Origin of the sequence: Shinella sp. 838, from assembly GCF_029623935.1 — a bacterium.
Classification (GTDB): domain Bacteria; phylum Pseudomonadota; class Alphaproteobacteria; order Rhizobiales; family Rhizobiaceae; genus Shinella.
The window spans coordinates 216901-231677 of record NZ_JARSBQ010000004.1; the positions used below are offsets into that span (position 1 = coordinate 216901).

Consider the following 14777-nt stretch of genomic DNA (forward strand, 5'->3'; position numbering starts at 1 on the left):
TGGAAAGAATGGCCGCCGGAAAGATTCGCAGCGATCCCCGCAGGGCAGGCGCCGGGCGGGGCGGGAACGGAAGGCAGGCAGGGCATGATCGACGAGAAGCGGCTCGAAGCGGAAATGGATGCACTCGCCGTGCGGTTTCCGGGGCCGGGCGGCGTTGCCGGTGTGGTCAGCGAGGGGCGGATTGTTGCCCTTCGTTCCTGGGGTTTCTCCGAACTCGACGCGCGGCGATCGATGACGGCCGGCACGCGGCTGCCGATCTGCTCGGTCTCCAAGCAGTTCACCTGCGCGGCCATGCTGGCCGCCTGCGGCACGCCGGAGGCCCTCGATGGCCGGCTCGCCGCGCATCTGCCGAATTTCGACGGTCCGCTGCCGCGGGTGCGCGACCTCTGCAACAACCAGTCGGGCCTGCGCGACTACTGGGCGCTGACCGTGCTGCACGGTGCCAGAGCCGAGCAGGCCTTTTCGCGTGATGATGCGGCATCGGCGTTCAAGCGTATGCGCAGCGGGCATTTTGCGCCGGGCACGCGTTATTCCTACAGCAACGGCAATTTCCGCCTCCTCTCCGATCTTCTCGAGGAGTTCTCCTCCGACACGCTTGAGACGCTCTACGCGCGGCACATCTGGGAGCCGGCCGGCATGGCCGGTGCCGTGCTGACCGCCGATACCCGCCAGCCGGAGGACGGCGTGGTCGGTTACGAGGGCAGTGACGCGACCGGCTATCTGCCGGCTGACAACGGCATCTACTGGCGCGGTGATGCGGGCATTTCCGCCTCGCTCGACGACATGCTTGCCTATGAGCGCTGGATCGATGCGACACGCGGGGATCCGGACAGCCTCTACCGGAAGATTGCCGTGCCGCAGACCTTCCGCGACGGGGCGGCCGCCTCCTATGGTTTCGGCCTGCAGCATTCGCGTGTCGGTGATGTTGCCTTCACCGGCCACAGCGGCGCCTTGCGCGGGTTCCGGGCCTTCCGGGCCTATTCGGCCGAGGCGCGGCTTTCGGTCGTGGTGATGTTCAACCATCACGGCGATGCGCATGGGGCCGCGCATCGGCTGCTGCGCGCCGCGTTCGACCTGCCGCATCCCGCTTCCAAGCCGCTCGGCGAGCGCTGGGGCGGTCAATGGATGAGTCGCGAGACCGGTCTTCTTGCGCGACTGGAGCCAGGTTTTGATTCGGCGACACTGCGCTTCGGCACGTCGCCGGAAAGCCTTTTGGAGGCGGAGGAGGGCAGTCTTGCCTCTTCGTCCGTCAAGGTCGCCCGTGCCGGTGAGGACCTCCTGATGCAGCGCGCACAGGAAAACTACGCCGAGAGGCTGGTGCCGGTCGCATCGGCGCCGGCGGTCGGCGACGCGCGTCTTGCGGGCCGCTACCGCTCCCCCGAACTGGAGGCCGACATCGTCATCGAATGCCGTGACGGCGGGACCTATCTCTGGGCTGAGGGCTTCCTCGGCACGGGCCGGCCCGAAATCGTCCGGCCGGCCGGTCCTGATGTCTGGCTCGTCGTGACCCGTCGCTCGATGGATGCGCCGGCCCCGGGGGACTGGACGCTGGTGGCTGAGCGCGATGCGGCCGGAGACATCACGGGTCTGGTGCTCGGCTGCTGGCTGGCCCGCGGGATCCGCTATGTCCGGTGCAACTGACGCCGTCTAACATATTGCAAAACAAGACCTCAGGCGATTTTTGCATAGGATCCTGCCCAAATTGAATTGGTCAGCCGCGGCAAGTCGCACCAATGTTCCGCGCCAAAGGCAACCGGCGCAAGCAAGAGGAACAGATGGGCAGGATCGTCTACGTCCACGGTCAATTCGTAGCAGAGGAGGAGGCCAGGATCGGGTTGTTCGATCGCGGCTTCCTGTTCGGTGATGCGGTCTACGAAGTGACGGCGGTGATTGCCGGACGAATGATCGATAACGACCTGCATCTCGCCCGGCTCGAACGCTCGCTGAGGGAGCTCGGCATTGCCCTCTTGCTCGGCCGGCCGGAAATCGAGGCCATTCAGGCGGAACTGATCGCCCGCAACGCCCTGCAGGACGGAACCGTCTATCTGCAGGTCTCGCGCGGCGAGGCGGATCGCGACTTCTTCTACCCTGCCACTCTGACGCCGCGGCTCGTCGGCTTCACCCAGGCCAAGACCCTGACGGGGACGAAGGCCCAGCAGAACGGCATCTCGGTCGATCTGGCCGCTGATCCGCGCTGGCAGCGCCGCGACATCAAGACCGCCATGCTGCTCGGGCAGGTGATGGCCAAGCAGACGGCGCGGGCACGTGGCTTCGACGATGTCTGGCTGGTGGAAGACGGGCTGGTGACGGAAGGCGCCTCCTCGACCGCCCATCTCATCACCGCCGATGGTCGCATCCTCACGCGCGCCGCCTCGCAGGCCACGCTGCCGGGCTGCACCCAGCGCGCCCTTGCGCGCCTCTGCGCCGCCGAGGGCCTGCGCATCGAGGAGCGCGCCTTCACGCCCGAAGAGGCGCAGGATGCGGCGGAGGCCTTCCAGACCTCCGCTTCCAGCCTGGTCATGCCCGTTGTGCGTATCGGCGACCGGGTGATCGGCGATGGAAAACCCGGACCCCGGACACGGGTGTTGCAGGCGCTCTATCTGGAAGCGGCCGGCGTTTCGGTCTAGAGCATGCCCGGCGAGGCGGCTTATGGTTGCTCGTTGAAAAAGAACCATCTTTTCAAGAACTGGAATGCCGGAAGGGGCGGACATGAAAACGGCGCGCGAACTGGGCCTGATCCCGCAGGGGCGGCTGGAGCCGGGGCCGGGCAATGCCATCACCGATATTGCCGGGGTCGCCGTCGGCCACCGCTCGCTGCGCGGGGACGGCCTCTTCACCGGCGTGACGGCAGTCGTGCCGCATCCGGGTGATCTCTTCCGCGTCAAGCCGCGGGCAGCGGTCGAGATCGTCAACGGTTTCGGCAAGTCGGCCGGGCTGATGCAGGTGGCCGAGCTCGGCACGATCGAGACGCCCATCCTGCTCACCAACACCTTTGGCGTTGCAGCCTGCACCGAGGCGCTCATCCGCCGTGCCATCGGCGCCAATCCGGCGATCGGGCGGAAAACCTCGACCGTCAATGCGCTGGTCTGCGAATGCAACGACGGCGGCATCAACGATATCCAGGCCCTCGGCGTGACGCCCGCCGATGTCGATGCCGCTCTTGACGCCGCGCGTCCGGGGCCGGTCGAGCAGGGGGCGGTCGGCGCCGGGTCCGGCATGACCGCCTTCGGCTTCAAGGCTGGGATCGGCACCGCGTCGCGGCTGATGCGCATCGGCAAGCACGATTTCACGCTCGGCACGCTGGTCCTCGCAAACTTCGGCGCGGCTGGCGATCTCGTCCTGCCGGATGGCCGCCGGCCCGATCCGCGTGTGCCGGCAAGCCCCGAGCGCGGCTCGGTCATCGTCGTTATGGCGACGGACCTGCCGCTGGGGGACAGGCAGTTGCAGCGCGTCGCCCGGCGTGGCGGGGCTGGGCTTGCCCGGCTCGGCGCCTTCTGGGGCCACGGCAGCGGCGACGTTGTCCTCTGTTTCACGACGGCCGATCCGGTCGAGCACGATCCGGCCGCGCCCGTCGCCATGCAGCAACGGCTGTCTGACAGCTATATCGACATCGCCTTCCGCGCCGCTGCCGAGACCACGCAGGAGGCGGTGCTGAACGCGCTCTGTGCCGCGCCGGCCACGCCGGCACGGAGCGGCCGCATCTATCCCGCCCTCACGGACTGGCTGAAGGAGAGCCCCGCATCATGAAAGTCTTCATCTCCGCCGATATCGAAGGCACCGCCGGCATTGCCCACTGGAACGAGGCCGAGCGCACTCATCCGGACTGGGCCGAGTTCCGCGCACTGATGACGGGCGAGGTGGTTGCCGCCTGCGAGGGCGCGCGCGCCGCCGGTGCCACGGAAGTGGTGATCAAGGATGCCCATGACAGCGGCCGCAACCTCATCCTCGATCGCCTGCCCGATTACGCCCGCATCGTGCGCGGCTGGTCGGGCCACCCGGACGAAATGATGTTCGGCATCGACGCCGGTTTCGCCGCCGCGATCTATACCGGTTACCATTCCAAGGCCGGCACGGAGGTCAATCCGCTGGCCCACACTTCCAACCTGCGCATCTCGCGCCTGCTGCTGAATGGCGAAGTCGCGTCCGAGTTCACCTTCAACGCGCTCTGTGCGGCCGGCTATGGTGTGCCCTCCGTATTTCTCGCGGGAGACATGGGTATCTGCGCCGAGGCCCGGGCCATGGTGCCTGGCCTTGCGACGGTGGAAACGCTCGATGGGAGGGGCCGTGCCTCGACATCCATCTCGCCCGCCTGGTCGCGTCGCCTCATCCGTGAAGGCGTGGCGGCAGCGCTGTCGGGCGATTTCGCGCAGGCACTGCCCGCGAAGGCGGATCACTACGAGGTGGTGATCGAGTTCAGCACGCCGACCGAGGCGTACCGGGCCGCATGGTATCCCGGTGCCAAGGCGCACGGTCCTCGCGCCGTCGCCTTCGAGCATAGAGATTTTTCGGAAATCCTCAGGGCGTTGCTCTTCCTGAAGGTCTGATTTCGGCAGGCGCTGCTTCCAGAAATTGCCGCGCCGCGCGCCAAAAATCCTCGACCTTGCCGGTCCGGGCTGCCGCATGGCGGTAGAGACGGATTTCGAGGTCGAGGTTCCAGCCCTCGTCCGCCGAGGCCGACACAAGGCGTCCCGCCTCCATCTCCTCGCGCGCAAGGCTTTCCGGCAGCCAGCAGAGGCCGGCGCCCGTTACCGCCATGTTCATCAGGCCGGCACTGATGGTGTTCTCGTGCGTCGTGCGCCGGCGGAAGGGCGGGCGGCGCAGGAGGAGGCGCGACAGGGCGACGCCGAAGAAGGAATTGAATCCATAGCTGAGATAGGGAACGGCGAGCCGTGGCTGCGCGACGGCGCGGTCGAGGAGATTGTGTCCGGGCTGCACCTGGCCCGCAATCGTGACCTCCGCCGATACAAGCGGCATCAGCCGGTCTTGACCGACCGTCAGCGAAGCAAATTGCCCGCGATCGAGATGGAACGGCACCTCCGGATGGGCATAGGTGAGGAAGAAATCCGCTTCGTCGCCAACGAGCGCATCGAGATTGGCCTCGATGCCGCCGCGGTCAGGGATGAGCGATGTGCTGAAGGTGCCGCCCGCGCCTTCCAGCGTCTTCAGCCAGCGCGGAAAGAAGGTGACCGTCAGCGTATGCAGGGCGGCAAAGCGGATGAGGCCCGGCTCATGCGAGGGGCGCAGCGCTTCGCGAGCCGCATAGAAGGTACGGATCGCCTCCTGTGCGACGGGCAGGAAGTTGCGCCCCGCAGGCGTCAGTTCAGCCGGCATGGTGGCGCGACTGATCAGCGTGGCGCCGAGCCAGCCTTCGAGCTGCTTGATGCGGCGGCTGAAAGCCGGTTGGGTGACATTGCGCAATTCGGCGGCGCGCGAAAAGGAGGACGTGTCGGCCAGCGTCACGAAGTCCTCCAGCCACTTGATCTCCATTCACGTGTCCCTCCGGTGCCTTCTGCGCGGCAAAGGTGATCATAAGTCATTCAATCGAAATAGGTATGCCGATTTCGCATGGGGTCGTGCCAAAAGCGAATTGGCCAAGGCCGCCGCAACCTTTCACGTTGCGTGTGGAGGAAAGAGGCGCCGGTTCGCCGGTGCCGACAGGGGGAGCTGTGCATGGCATTCGGAATTGAGGCTGACCGTATCCTGATCAACGGCCGGATCTGGCGGGGGCGGGAAGAAGGCATCAGCGAGGCCCTCGCCGTCTGGCAGGGCAAAGTTCTGGCGACCGGCAGCACAGCCGACATGCTGAGCCTGAAGGGGCCTGCGACCGAGGTGATCGACCTGGAGGGGCGCTTCGCAACCCCCGGCCTCATCGACAATCATCTGCATCTCATCGCGACCGGCATCGCCATGGGCTTCGTCGACGCGACGCCCGCCGCTGCGCCGACGGTGGCCGCCCTTACGCGGGCCATCGCCGAGCGTGCCGCATCGACGCCGAAGGGTGGCTGGGTGCGCGCCCGCGGCTATGACCAGGTCAAGCTCGACACGGGCCGCCATCCGACGCGCGAGGATCTCGATCGCGCCGCGCCGGATCATCCGGTGTATCTGACGCGGGCCTGCGGTCATGTCTCCATCGCCAATTCCCGCGCGCTGGAGCTTGCCGGCATCAGCGAGGCGACGCCGGTGCCGGACGGCGGCGTCATCGGCATCACGGACGGCAAGCTCAACGGTCTTCTCGCGGAGAACGCCCAGAATCTCGTCAAGGCCGTCATGCCGCCGGCGACCACCGAGGAGCTGATCGACGGCATCGAGCGGGCGGGGCGGCATCTGCTCTCCTTCGGCATCACCAGCTGCATGGATGCGGCTGTCGGCCATGTCGCCGGGTTCTCGGAGATCCAGGCCTATGAGATGGCAAAACTGTCCGGCCGCCTGCCGGTGCGCGTCTGGCTGACGCTGCTCGGTGATCCCGGCGTCTCCATCGTCGAGGATGCCTGGCGGGCGGGGCTGCTGTCGGGGGGGGGCGACGACATGCTGCGCGTCGGCGGCGTGAAGGTCTTCCTCGACGGTTCGGCCGGCGGGCGCACCGCCTGGATGACGAAGCCCTATGAGGGCGAGCCCGACAACATCGGCGTGCAGATGCTGCCGGACGAGACGGTTGAGGCGGTCGTTCGGGATTGCCATGACCGCGGCTATCAGATGGTCTGCCACGCCATCGGCGACGGCGCGATCGAACAGCTGATCACGGCCTACGAAAAGGCGCTTGCCGCCAACCCGGATCCCAATCGTCGTCACCGCATCGAGCATTGCGGCTTCTCCACGCCCGCGCAGCACGCGCGCATGCAGGCGGCCGGCATCCTGCCCGCGCCGCAGATGGCCTTCATCCATGATTTCGGCGACAGCTACATTTCCGTGCTCGGAGAGGCACGCGGCAAGCCGTCCTATCCGATCGGCACCTGGGCGCGCCTCGGCCTGAAGCCATCGACCGGCTCGGATTCACCGGTCTGCTCGCCCGATCCCTTCCCCAATCTTCACGCGATGATCACGCGCCAGACCGGCAAGGGCACGGTCATGGATGCTTCCGAACGGCTGAACCCGGAAGAGGCGCTGCAGGCCTATACGGAATATGGCGCCTGGTCGCAAAAGGCCGAGGGCGTGAAGGGACGGCTCGTGCCCGGCCAGTGGGCCGATATCGCGGTCTTCGACAACGATCTTCTGACCGCGGATCCCAAGACCATTCTCTCAGGCACACGTTGCCTGCTGACCCTGCTTGCAGGCCGTGTCGTGCATGATGCGAGGTGACGGCCTGACAGACTGAATCGAAACGATGCCGAAAACGGCACGAGAGGGAGAACGACATGCTTAAGACACTGACACTGGCCGCAATGCTCAGCCTCGGCGTGGCCTCCGGGGCGCTCGCTGCGGGTGAACGCCAGGGCGGAACGCTCGTCTTCACCGCACCCTACGGCTCGAGCTTTGCCACGCTCGACGTGCAGGCGAGCCCGAACACGCAGGAAGAGTTCATCACGCAGGCGATCCACCGCGCGCTCTACAGCTGGGATTCCATCCAGAACAAGCCGGTGCTGGAGCTGGCGGATTCCGAAGACGTCTCCGAGGACGGCACGGTCCATACCTATCACCTGCGCAAGAACGCCGTCTTCCACAACGGCAAGCCGCTGACGGCCGACGACTTCATCTACAGCTACAAGCGTATCGCCAATCCGAAGAATGCCTTCCCGGGCGCAAGCTTCATCGCCAACATCAAGGGCGCGGACGACTATATCGCCGGCAAGGCCGAGGAGATTTCCGGCCTCAAGGAGATCGACGACAACACGCTGGAGATCACCTATACCGGCCCGATCAATCCCGGCTTTCCGCTGATGCAGAACACGACGGTCATCTACCCGTCGAATGTCGAGGACGAATCGAGCTTCGGCAAGACTCCCGTTGGCCTCGGCGCCTTCGTTTTCAAGGAGCATGTGCCGGGTTCGCAGGTCGTCGTCGAAAAGTTCGACAAGTACTACGAGGAAGGAAAGCCCTACCTCGATCGCATCAACATCGTGCTGATGGCCGAGGATGCCGCGCGCGACGTTGCCTTCCGCAACAAGGAGATCGACGTCTCCATTCTCGGCCCGACCCAGTACCAGGCCTATCAGGGTGAGGACGCGCTGAAGGGGCAACTGCTCGAGGTCGCCGAGGTCTATACCCGCAATATCGGTTTCAACCCGGCCTTCGAGCCTTTCAAGGACAAGCGGGTACGCCAGGCGATTAACCATGCCATCAATGCGCCGCTGATCATCGAGCGCCTCGTCAAGAACAAGGCCTATCCGGCGTCCGGATGGCTGCCGCTCTCCTCGCCGGCCTTCGACAAGGACAAGCCGGCCTATGCCTTCGATCCGGAAAAGGCGAAGGCACTGCTTGCGGAAGCCGGCTATGCCGACGGCTTCGAATTCGAGGTGACGGCGAGCCCGAATGAAAGCTGGGGCGTTCCGATCGTCGAGGCCATCCTGCCGATGCTGAAGAAGGTCGGCATCACCGTGAAGCCGAAGCCGGTGGAAAGCTCGGCGCTCGGCGAGGCTGTCACGACCAACAATTTCCAGGCCTTCATCTGGTCGAACCTCTCTGGTCCCGATCCACTGAACGCGCTGCGCTGCTATCATTCGAAGACGGCGCAATCGGCCTGCAACTATACGAACTATGCGAGCGCGGACTTCGACAAGCTCTACGACGCGGCCCAGCAGGAGCGTGATCCCGCCAAGCAGAACGACCTCCTGCGCCAGGCCAACAACATCGTGCAGGACGACGCGCCGGTCTGGTTCTTCAATTACAACAAGGCGGTCATGGCCTATCAGCCGTGGATCCACGGCCTCGTTCCCAACGCGACGGAACTGGCGGTCCAGCCCTATGACGAGATCTGGATCGACGAGACCGCGCCGGACTCGCGCAAGTAAGATCTTGAGGGGTTCGGGGGCGGCGTGACTGCCGCCCCCGCATCGATTGTCGCGCCCTTGCGGGCGGCCAACACGGAACCGCTCATGCTTCGTTTCACCCTGCGCCGCATCTTTCAGATCATTCCGACGGTCGTCGTGGTGGCGCTGCTGATCTTCGTCATCTTCTCCGTCGTGCCCGGCACCTTTGCCGCCAGCCTCTTCGCCGATGGCAAGCGCGCCGCCGATCCCCAGATGATCGCCCGCCTCAACGAGGAATTCGGCCTCAACAAGCCGCTCATGGAACGCTTCGTGACCTATGTCACGGACCTCGCGCAGTTCGATCTCGGTACCAGTTTCCGCACCCGCCAGCCGGTGATCGACCTCATCAATGACCGTATGTGGGCCTCGTTGCAACTTGCCATCGCCGCCATGGTTTTTGCCTTGGTCATCGGCGTGCCGCTCGGCTTCCTCGCGGCGCTGCGACCCGGCTCCGTGCTCGATACCGTGACGATGATCGGTGCCGTCTCGGGTCTCTCCATGCCGCAGTTCTGGCTCGGCCTCCTGCTGATGTACCTCTTCGCCCTGCAACTGAACTGGCTGCCCAGCTTCGGCTATGGCGACGGTTCGTTCCAGAACCTCATCCTGCCCGCCGTCACGCTCGGCGTCACGCCGCTCGCGCTTCTCGCACGCACCACGCGGGCCGGCGTGCTTGATGTGCTCAATGCCGATTTCATCCGCACCGCCCATTCCAAGGGCATGAGCGAGGTGAATGTCGTGCGCTGGCATGTGGCGCGCAATGCGCTGGTGCTGATCGTCACCACGGTCGGCCTGCAGTTCGGCTCGCTGATCGGTCAGGCCGTCGTCATCGAGAAGCTGTTCGCCTGGCCCGGTATCGGCTCGCTTCTGGTCGACAGCGTGGCGATCCGCGACATTCCCGTCGTGCAGGGCACGATCCTCGTCATCGTGCTGTGGTTCCTCGTCATCAACACGGCCGTCGATCTGATCTATGCCGCGATCGATCCGCGCATCAAGCAGGAGTGACGGGAATGCGTCTCGGCTTCAACTTCTGGCTTGGCGCGACGCTGACGACGCTGGTCATCCTCGCCGGCGTGCTCGCACCGTGGATCGCGCCCTTCGACCCGGTGCTCGATGCGGACCTGATGAGCTCAGAACTGCCGCCCGACGCCACCTTCTGGTTCGGTACGGACGCGCAGGGCCGCGACGTCTATACCCGCATCCTCTACGGTGCGCAGATCTCGCTGACGGTCGGCATCGTCTCGCAGGTCATCAACTCGGCCATCGGCGTCACGCTCGGCATGACCGCCGGCTACTGGGGCGGCTGGTGGGACGACCTGGTGAACGGCCTCACCAACGTCATGCTCGCCATTCCCTCGCTGATCTTCGCGCTCGCCGTGATGGCCGTGCTCGGTCCCGGCCTGCCGTCGCTCCTCATTGCGCTCGGCCTCACCAACTGGAGCTGGACCTGCCGTATCGCCCGCTCCTCGACGCTGTCGCTGAAATCGCAGGGTTACGTGCAGGCGGCGCAGACGCTCGGCTATGGAGACCTGCGCATCATGTTCACGCAGATCCTTCCCAACATGATGGGGCCGATCCTCGTCATGGCGACGCTCGGCATGGGCTCCGCGGTGCTCTCCGAAGCCGCACTCTCCTTCCTCGGCCTCGGCATCCAGCCGCCGTTCCCGAGCTGGGGCTCGATGCTGACGGATGCGCGGCAGCTCATCCAGCTCGCGCCCTGGGTGGCGATCTTCCCGGGCCTTGCGATCTTTCTCTCCGTGCTCGGCTTCAACCTTCTCGGTGACGGGCTGCGCGACAGTCTCGACCCGCATATGAGGACGCGCAAGCCATGACCGCGCCGCTTCTCGATATCAGGGATCTCCGGCTCGGCGTCGCCCTCGGCCGCTCCGTCCACCATCCGCTGCTGAAGGACGTTTCCTTCCAGATCATGCCGGGCGAGGCCTACGGGCTCGTCGGCGAATCGGGCTCAGGCAAGTCGATCACCTCGCTAGCCGTCATGGGGCTTTTGAAGAAGCCGCTCGCCGTCACCAGTGGCGAGATCCGGTTCAAGGGCCAGAACCTGCTGTCCCTGCCGAAGCGCGAGATGCGGCGCCTTCGCGGCAACCGCATCGCCATGATCTTCCAGGAGCCGATGACGGCGCTGAACCCGCTTTCCACTGTCGGCCGGCAGATCGCCGAAATGTTCGTGTTGCATCAGGGCAAGAGCTGGGGCGAGGCGGAACGGCTCGCCGTTGAGGCGCTGGGCAATGTGCGCGTGCCCAATCCCGACCGGCGTGCGAAGAACTATCCGCACCAGATGTCCGGCGGCCTGCGCCAGCGCGTGATGATCGCCATGGCGCTCGCCTGCAACCCGGATCTCCTCATCGCCGACGAGCCGACGACGGCGCTCGACGTGACCGTGCAGGCCGAGGTGCTGCGGCTAATCAAGGAGCTTTGCGCCGCGCGCGGCACGGCTGTGCTCTTCATCAGCCACGATCTCGGCGTCATCGCCAGCATCTGCCAGCGTGTCGGCGTGATGTATGCCGGCTGCCTCGTCGAGGAGAACGAGACGCGAGCACTCTTCGAAGATCCCCGGCACGCCTATACGCGCGGCCTGCTCGGCGCCCTGCCGCGCCTTGGCAGCCGCAGCGCGCACGGCCGCCAGCGTCTCGTCGATATCGACAGCATCATCGCCGACCGCTCGACGTTGACGCAGACGCGCTTCATCACCCCGCGCGGGCCGGAAGGGAGCCAGCCATGACCGCTCCCCTGCTGCAGGTGGACGACCTGCATGTGCGTTTTCCGATTTCCGGCGGCGGCCTGTTCGGCACAGGGCGGCGCATGCTGCACGCCGTCAACGGCATCAGCTTCGACCTTGCCAAGGGCGAGTGCCTGTCGATCGTCGGCGAATCCGGCTGCGGCAAGTCCACCACGGCCCTCTCCATCCTCGGTCTTCAGGAGCCGACGGAAGGGACGATCCGCTATCGCGGCCAGCCGCTTGCCGGCCTTGGGGCGCCGGGGCGCATGCAGCGTGCGAAGGCGGTGCAGATGGTCTTTCAGGACCCCTATGCCTCGCTCAATCCGCGCCAGTCCGTGCGCACCTCCCTTGCTGCGCCGCTGAAGCTGCACGGCATCACCGCGGCGTCGGAAATCGAGGGTCGTATCGAGGCCATGCTGAAGAATGTCGGCCTGACGCCCGAACAGGCGGGGCGCTACCCGCACGAATTCTCCGGCGGCCAGCGCCAGCGCATCGGTATCGCCCGCGCGCTGATCCTCGAACCGGAGATCGTTGTGCTCGATGAGCCGGTCTCCGCCCTCGACGTCTCGATCCGCGCCCAGATCATCAACCTGCTGCTCGATCTGCAGGAAAAGCTCGGCCTCTCCTACATCATGATCAGCCACGACTTGAGCGTGGTCGAGCATATGAGCGACCGGGTGCTGGTGATGTTCTTCGGCGAGGTGGTGGAGGAGGGCGGCTGGCGGCAGATCTTCGAGACGCCGACCCATCCCTATACCCGCCGGCTGATCGCCGCCATTCCCGACCCGGACACGGCGTTGAACCCGGGCGAGGCTCTGCTCGCGACGGATGCGGCTCTGCCCGATGGACGCCGCTTCGTTTCCGATGGCAGCGTGGCGCCGGATGTCTTCACGCGGCCGGTGCCTTCGGCACTCACCGAGATCGCGCCCGGCCATCGCGTGCGGCGGGCATCGACGGCTTGACGCCACCCCGCACCGGCTTGCGCATCCGACCTATGGGCGATTGTCCCGGGGCGGCTCCTGTGCGACCATGGGCACGGGAGGATGTCTTATGGTGTCGACGCTGTCGCACATACGGGAGATCGAGCGCGTCGGCATGGGCGCCGTCAGCCCGCGCGATGCGCCGGTCGTCAAATCCTGGCTGCGCTGCCTCAACGACTACAAGCTCGACCCGGCGATTGCGCAGGAAGCCTATATCGTTCCCGAACTGAAGCTGCGCGAGCATCGCGAGCAGGCGGAGGAGCTGATCCGCATCGGTCGCTCCGGCCTCGAAGGCCTGTTCAACCAGGTTGCCGGGCAGAACTATGTGTTGCTTTTGTCGGATGCGCGCGGCGTCACCGTCGACTTCATGGGCGATCCGACCTTCGACAACCAGCTCCGCAAGGCAGGGCTCTATCTCGGCTCGGAATGGTCGGAGAACCGCGCGGGCACCTGTGCCGTCGGCGCCTGCATCGTCTCCGGCGAGCCTGTCATCATTCACCAGGACGATCATTTCGACGCCAGCCATATCGGGCTGACCTGCACGGCCGCGCCCATCTTCGACACGCTCGGCGACCTCACGGCCGTGCTGGATATTTCCCAACTCCGCTCGCCCACCGTCAAGGCGAGCCAGCAACTGGCGCTGCACCTTGCCGCCGCCACCGCGCGGCGCATCGAGCTTGCCAACCTCATGACCCGCACCCGCAACGACTGGGTGCTGCGCCTTGCCCGCTCGCCGGAGTTTCTGGACGTGGACCCGGATGCCGCCATCGCGCTCGACGGTTCCGGCCGCATCACCGGCATGACCCATGGCGGCTTCGGCGCGCTTGCCCGCTCGATGAACATGCGGGGCTTTGCGACACGCGATTTTCTCGGTCTGCCGATCTCCGAGGTGTTCGACATGGATGTCGACGACCTGCCGCGTTTTATGCGCGGTCGGCCGAACGGCGAGCGCCTGCTTCGTGCGAAAAACGGCCTCGTGCTCTTCGCCAGCGCGGTTGCTCCCGCCGTCAGCCTGCGTGCGCCCACAAGGCCGGAACCGCGCCTGCCGCGGGCGTTGCGCGACCTCAGCAACGGCGATGCAGCCATGGAGCGGGTGCAGGCCCGCGCCGCGAAACTGGCGGCGCGCGACATTCCGATCCTCATCCAGGGGGAGACCGGCAGCGGCAAGGAATTTCTGGCCCGTGCGATCCATGAAAGCTGCGGTGGCAGCGGCAATTTCGTCGCCGTCAATTGTGCTGCGATCCCCGAGCACCTTATCGAATCCGAGCTGTTCGGGTATGCGCCCGGCGCTTTCACCGGGGCCAGCCAGAAGGGCAAGCGCGGCCTGATCGAGGAGGCACAGGACGGAACGCTGTTCCTCGACGAAATCGGCGACATGCCGCTCGCGCTGCAAAGCCGGCTGCTGCGCGTGCTTTCGGAAAACGAGGTGCAGCCGGTCGGTGCGCTGAAGGCGCGCCCGGTGCGCCTGCGCGTGCTCTCCGCCTCGCACCGCGACCTTGCCGATCTCGTGAAGCAGGGCCGCTTCCGGCAGGACCTCTACTATCGCCTGAATGCCGCGACCCTCAGCCTGCCGGCCCTGCGCGAGCGGGAAGACCTCGGCTGGCTGATCGACCAGCTTCTCGCCCGTGTCGAAAAGGAAAACGGTGAGACCTATCGCGTCGACAAGGCAGTACGGGCAGCTCTGCTGACCCATGCGTGGCCGGGCAATCTGCGCGAGCTTTCCAATGCGCTGCGCGTTGCTGCGGCGCTCTCCGAGAGCGGTGTCATCGATGTCGGCTGCCTGCCGGACCATCTCTTCGCCGGTCCGGTCGCGGCTGCGTCCGACGATGACGGTGAACTGCGCCAGGCGCTCAGCGACTGCGGCAACAATGTCTCTGCGCTTGCCCGCAAGCTCGGTGTCAACCGCTCCACCATCCACCGCCGCCTGAAGCGCCTCAACTGACGCGGCACCTGCAACACCTGTTGCACGCCACCTGTTGCATTGCTTCAGGCAGGGAAATCTTGCTCATCGCAACAATCTGAAAACAAAGTGAAATCAGGCGTCCTTTCGGTTTGGCACGGCGTTTGCTGACCTTCCTGTGCAAGAACAACAGGAGGAAA

12 protein-coding genes are annotated in these 14777 nt (G+C 65.8%); 11 read left to right on the forward strand and 1 reads right to left on the reverse strand.

The features are described 5' to 3' along the window. Positions 1-84 precede the first annotated feature (84 nt). The 4 genes from P9A16_RS15610 to P9A16_RS15625 all read left to right on the forward strand — a co-directional run bounded on the left by P9A16_RS15610 (position 85) and on the right by P9A16_RS15625 (position 4544). Positions 85-1641 (forward strand): D-aminopeptidase, encoded by a 1557-nt coding sequence (locus P9A16_RS15610; protein ID WP_023516463.1) that lies wholly within the window; start codon positions 85-87, stop codon positions 1639-1641. A 134-nt stretch (positions 1642-1775) separates the two neighbouring features. After that, the gene (locus tag P9A16_RS15615) at positions 1776-2627 is read left to right on the forward strand and encodes a D-amino-acid transaminase (RefSeq protein WP_023516464.1); all 852 of its coding nucleotides are present in this window, start codon (positions 1776-1778) and stop codon (positions 2625-2627) included. An 82-nt stretch (positions 2628-2709) separates the two neighbouring features. Then, positions 2710-3747 (forward strand): DmpA family aminopeptidase, encoded by a 1038-nt coding sequence (locus tag P9A16_RS15620; RefSeq protein WP_024271192.1) that lies wholly within the window; start codon positions 2710-2712, stop codon positions 3745-3747. After that, the gene (locus P9A16_RS15625) at positions 3744-4544 is read left to right on the forward strand and encodes a M55 family metallopeptidase (RefSeq protein WP_023516752.1); all 801 of its coding nucleotides are present in this window, start codon (positions 3744-3746) and stop codon (positions 4542-4544) included. Before P9A16_RS15620 ends, P9A16_RS15625 begins: the two co-directional genes overlap by 4 nt. On the opposite strand, the gene P9A16_RS15630 is transcribed toward P9A16_RS15625, so the two are convergent. Then, positions 4516-5487, reverse strand: a complete 972-nt coding sequence (locus P9A16_RS15630) for a LysR family transcriptional regulator (RefSeq protein ID WP_023516751.1) — start codon at positions 5485-5487, stop codon at positions 4516-4518. The two genes, P9A16_RS15625 and P9A16_RS15630, sit on opposite strands and share 29 nt — an antisense overlap. 183 nt (positions 5488-5670) lie before the next feature. Here P9A16_RS15630 and P9A16_RS15635 point away from each other — a divergent pair, with 183 nt between their 5' ends. From P9A16_RS15635 to P9A16_RS15665, 7 genes are all read left to right on the forward strand, one after another. Next, on the forward strand, positions 5671-7296 hold the full coding sequence (locus P9A16_RS15635; protein ID WP_050744760.1) for an amidohydrolase: 1626 nt from the start codon (positions 5671-5673) through the stop codon (positions 7294-7296). A gap of 56 nt (positions 7297-7352) precedes the next feature. Beyond that, the gene (locus tag P9A16_RS15640; RefSeq protein WP_023513450.1) at positions 7353-8945 is read left to right on the forward strand and encodes an ABC transporter substrate-binding protein; all 1593 of its coding nucleotides are present in this window, start codon (positions 7353-7355) and stop codon (positions 8943-8945) included. 84 nt (positions 8946-9029) lie between these two features. After that, the gene (locus P9A16_RS15645; RefSeq protein ID WP_024270250.1) at positions 9030-9965 is read left to right on the forward strand and encodes an ABC transporter permease; all 936 of its coding nucleotides are present in this window, start codon (positions 9030-9032) and stop codon (positions 9963-9965) included. A 5-nt stretch (positions 9966-9970) separates the two neighbouring features. Further along, a complete protein-coding gene (locus tag P9A16_RS15650) occupies positions 9971-10792 on the forward strand; it encodes an ABC transporter permease (protein ID WP_023513452.1) in 822 nt (273 codons plus the stop codon). Next, positions 10789-11700 carry an ABC transporter ATP-binding protein gene (locus tag P9A16_RS15655; protein ID WP_023513453.1) on the forward strand — a complete coding sequence of 304 codons (912 nt, stop codon included), beginning with the start codon at positions 10789-10791 and terminating at the stop codon, positions 11698-11700. The genes P9A16_RS15650 and P9A16_RS15655 overlap by 4 nt, the downstream gene beginning before the upstream one ends. Continuing rightward, entirely contained in the window at positions 11697-12659 is a 963-nt protein-coding gene (locus P9A16_RS15660; RefSeq protein ID WP_023513454.1) for an ABC transporter ATP-binding protein, read from the forward strand. Before P9A16_RS15655 ends, P9A16_RS15660 begins: the two co-directional genes overlap by 4 nt. An 88-nt stretch (positions 12660-12747) precedes the next feature. Next, on the forward strand, positions 12748-14619 hold the full coding sequence (locus P9A16_RS15665; RefSeq protein WP_023513455.1) for a sigma-54-dependent Fis family transcriptional regulator: 1872 nt from the start codon (positions 12748-12750) through the stop codon (positions 14617-14619). The last annotated feature ends 158 nt before the right edge of the window (positions 14620-14777 follow it).

Excerpts from the sequence above, each read along its gene's own strand:
- P9A16_RS15665 (WP_023513455.1), top strand. The coding sequence starts at position 12,748 with ATGGTGTCGACGCTGTCGCACATACGGGAGATCGAGCGCGTCGGCATG.
- P9A16_RS15660 (WP_023513454.1), top strand. The coding sequence starts at position 11,697 with ATGACCGCTCCCCTGCTGCAGGTGGACGACCTGCATGTGCGTTTTCCG.
- P9A16_RS15650 (WP_023513452.1), top strand. The coding sequence starts at position 9,971 with ATGCGTCTCGGCTTCAACTTCTGGCTTGGCGCGACGCTGACGACGCTG.
- P9A16_RS15635 (WP_050744760.1), top strand. The coding sequence starts at position 5,671 with ATGGCATTCGGAATTGAGGCTGACCGTATCCTGATCAACGGCCGGATC.
- P9A16_RS15620 (WP_024271192.1), top strand. The coding sequence starts at position 2,710 with ATGAAAACGGCGCGCGAACTGGGCCTGATCCCGCAGGGGCGGCTGGAG.
- P9A16_RS15630 (WP_023516751.1), bottom strand. The coding sequence starts at position 5,487 with ATGGAGATCAAGTGGCTGGAGGACTTCGTGACGCTGGCCGACACGTCC.
- P9A16_RS15610 (WP_023516463.1), top strand. The coding sequence starts at position 85 with ATGATCGACGAGAAGCGGCTCGAAGCGGAAATGGATGCACTCGCCGTG.
- P9A16_RS15645 (WP_024270250.1), top strand. The coding sequence starts at position 9,030 with ATGCTTCGTTTCACCCTGCGCCGCATCTTTCAGATCATTCCGACGGTC.
- P9A16_RS15615 (WP_023516464.1), top strand. The coding sequence starts at position 1,776 with ATGGGCAGGATCGTCTACGTCCACGGTCAATTCGTAGCAGAGGAGGAG.
- P9A16_RS15625 (WP_023516752.1), top strand. The coding sequence starts at position 3,744 with ATGAAAGTCTTCATCTCCGCCGATATCGAAGGCACCGCCGGCATTGCC.
- P9A16_RS15655 (WP_023513453.1), top strand. The coding sequence starts at position 10,789 with ATGACCGCGCCGCTTCTCGATATCAGGGATCTCCGGCTCGGCGTCGCC.
- P9A16_RS15640 (WP_023513450.1), top strand. The coding sequence starts at position 7,353 with ATGCTTAAGACACTGACACTGGCCGCAATGCTCAGCCTCGGCGTGGCC.